This is a genomic window from Bacillus sp. NPDC077027 (assembly GCF_050269555.1).
Lineage (GTDB): Bacteria > Bacillota > Bacilli > Bacillales > Bacillaceae > Bacillus.
In genome coordinates this window covers 45,564-47,857 of the sequence record NZ_JBNNIO010000009.1, presented here as the reverse complement: position 1 = coordinate 47,857, position 2,294 = coordinate 45,564, and the positions used below count along the sequence as shown (strand labels likewise).

Genomic DNA, 2,294 nt, shown 5'->3' with positions numbered 1-2,294 from the left:
ACCGTTTCGATTTTTGGTTTTTCAATTTCAATCATCTAATAAAACCCTCCTTCAAAACGTCGAAACCTCGAATAGAATCATATGAGATTCCATCCGAAATTCCTCATTGTTTAGTCCCGTATGTGCTCAGGCAACGAGTCGTGTATTCGTCTCATAAATAACTGTATCATAACCCATTATTGACAGGGACACAAAATCTATACAAACAAATTACACGCGGCGACGTTTTGGCGGACGGCATCCATTATGAGGAACTGGAGTTACGTCTCTGATTGCAGTTACTTCAAGACCTGCAGCTTGAAGTGCACGGATTGCAGCTTCACGACCAGAACCAGGACCTTTAACAGTTACTTCAAGTGTTTTAAGACCGTGTTCAATAGAACCTTTAGCAGCTGTTTCAGCAGCCATTTGTGCAGCGAAAGGAGTGGATTTACGAGAACCTCTGAATCCTAATGCACCAGCACTTGACCAAGAAATTGCGTTTCCATGAACATCAGTAATCGTTACGATCGTATTGTTGAAAGTGGAACGGATATGAGCAATTCCAGCTTCAATATTCTTTTTTACGCGACGTTTACGCGTATTTGATTTACGAGCAGCAGCCATTCTTTAACTACCTCCTTTACTTATTTCTTCTTGTTAGCTACAGTACGACGCGGACCTTTACGAGTACGCGCATTATTTTTTGTGTTTTGTCCACGAACAGGAAGTCCTCTGCGATGACGGACTCCGCGGTAGCTTCCGATTTCGATTAGACGCTTAATGTTAAGTGAAACTTCACGACGAAGGTCACCTTCTACTTTAAGTTTGTCAATGTTATCACGGATTTTACCAAGTTCGTCCTCAGTTAGATCGCGAACGCGAGTGTCTTCAGAAACACCAGCTTCTTTCAGAACCTGCTGAGCAGTCGTACGACCAATTCCAAAAACATATGTTAAAGAAATGACAACACGTTTATCACGTGGAATATCTACACCAGCAATACGAGCCATGATTTGGGCACCTCCTTGTTATTAGCCTTGTTTTTGTTTATGTTTTGGGTTTTCACAGATCACCATTACTTTTCCTTTTCTGCGAATAACTTTACATTTTTCACAGATAGGTTTAACAGATGGTCTCACTTTCATGTGTTTCCAACCTCCTTCTTCCGGAGTGCATTATTTGTAACGGTACGTAATTCTACCACGAGTTAAGTCATATGGAGATAATTCTACCGTAACTTTGTCTCCAGGTAAAATGCGAATGAAGTGCATACGGATTTTTCCCGATACATGCGCTAAAACTGTGTGCCCGTTTTCTAGTTCTACTTTGAACATTGCATTTGGCAAAGTCTCAACTACAGCACCTTCCACTTCAATTACATCGTCTTTCGCCATTCAATTGTTCTCCCTTCTTCAAATCAGTAACTTGCTCTCTGACAAATTTCAAAAGAGAAAATCTCAATTTCCCATTTGTCACACGACCTGTTTTGAATATACTGTTCTGAACTTCCGGAGATACGCAATCATAAAAGGTTAAATGATTGATATTTTTTTCTTAGGAGAATGAAATTTACGCTTTTCTCCGTCTGCGATTAGTACATGGATATCATCGATCATACCGACGACAACTGCATACTGATCTTGTTCTTTCCCTTGATCTATACGGACAATCTGCCCGATTTGGGCTTGAAAGGCTTTGGCTTTTGGTTTCATATAAACCTAAGCCTTAGTCAGTATATCAAAACCTGTATCTGTAATCGCAATTGTATGCTCAAAGTGAGCACACTTTTTCCCATCAACCGTTTCTACCGTCCAGTTATCAGCCAATGTTTTCACATATCGACTGCCTGCGTTCACCATCGGTTCGATGGCCAACACCATTCCAGGTTTTAGCCGCGGGCCTTTGTTGGGTGGACCATAATGAGGAATTTGAGGGTCCTCATGAAGATCCTGTCCGACCCCATGTCCAACATATTCTCTAACAACTGAGAAATTCTCATCTTCAACATACGTTTGTATGGCATGGGAAATGTTCGACAGACGTTCACCTGGCTTTGCTTCCTGTAAGCCTTTATATAAAGATTCCTCTGTGACTTCCAGTAGTTTGCGGTCCTCATCACTGATCACCCCAACTGGATATGTCCAAGCAGAGTCACCATGATAGCCATTTAATTTTGCGCCGATATCAATACTGATGATGTCTCCATCACGTAAAACCCGTTTACCAGGAATACCGTGAACGAGTTCTTCATTCACCGAAACGCAAATGCTCCCGCGAAAACCATTATACCCTTTAAAAGTTGTGATTGGACA

The 2,294-nt window shown here is 41.5% G+C and carries 5 protein-coding genes and 1 pseudogene; all 6 read right to left on the bottom strand.

Translation table 11 applies throughout. The annotated features are described in order from the left end of the window. Window positions 1–210 precede the first annotated feature (210 nt). Window positions 211–606: a 30S ribosomal protein S11 gene (gene rpsK, locus ACQKEZ_RS19080; RefSeq protein WP_008356548.1), complete on the bottom strand. Its 396-nt coding sequence runs from the start codon at window positions 604–606 to the stop codon at window positions 211–213. Between the two features lie 20 nt (window positions 607–626). Beyond that, on the bottom strand, window positions 627–992 hold the full coding sequence (gene rpsM / locus ACQKEZ_RS19075; protein ID WP_427303530.1) for a 30S ribosomal protein S13: 366 nt from the start codon (window positions 990–992) through the stop codon (window positions 627–629). Window positions 993–1,013: 21 nt separating this feature from the next. Further along, on the bottom strand, window positions 1,014–1,127 hold the full coding sequence (rpmJ, locus tag ACQKEZ_RS19070; protein ID WP_003156543.1) for a 50S ribosomal protein L36: 114 nt from the start codon (window positions 1,125–1,127) through the stop codon (window positions 1,014–1,016). Between the two features lie 30 nt (window positions 1,128–1,157). After that, entirely contained in the window at window positions 1,158–1,376 is a 219-nt protein-coding gene (gene infA, locus ACQKEZ_RS19065) for a translation initiation factor IF-1 (RefSeq protein WP_099679368.1), read from the bottom strand. Continuing rightward, window positions 1,354–1,694, bottom strand: a pseudogene (locus ACQKEZ_RS19060) (KOW domain-containing RNA-binding protein). The gene infA and the pseudogene ACQKEZ_RS19060 overlap by 23 nt, the downstream one beginning before the upstream one ends. A 6-nt stretch (window positions 1,695–1,700) precedes the next feature. Next, the coding region (map, locus tag ACQKEZ_RS19055; protein ID WP_427303528.1) for a type I methionyl aminopeptidase at window positions 1,701–2,294 on the bottom strand (594 nt) is incomplete at its 5' end.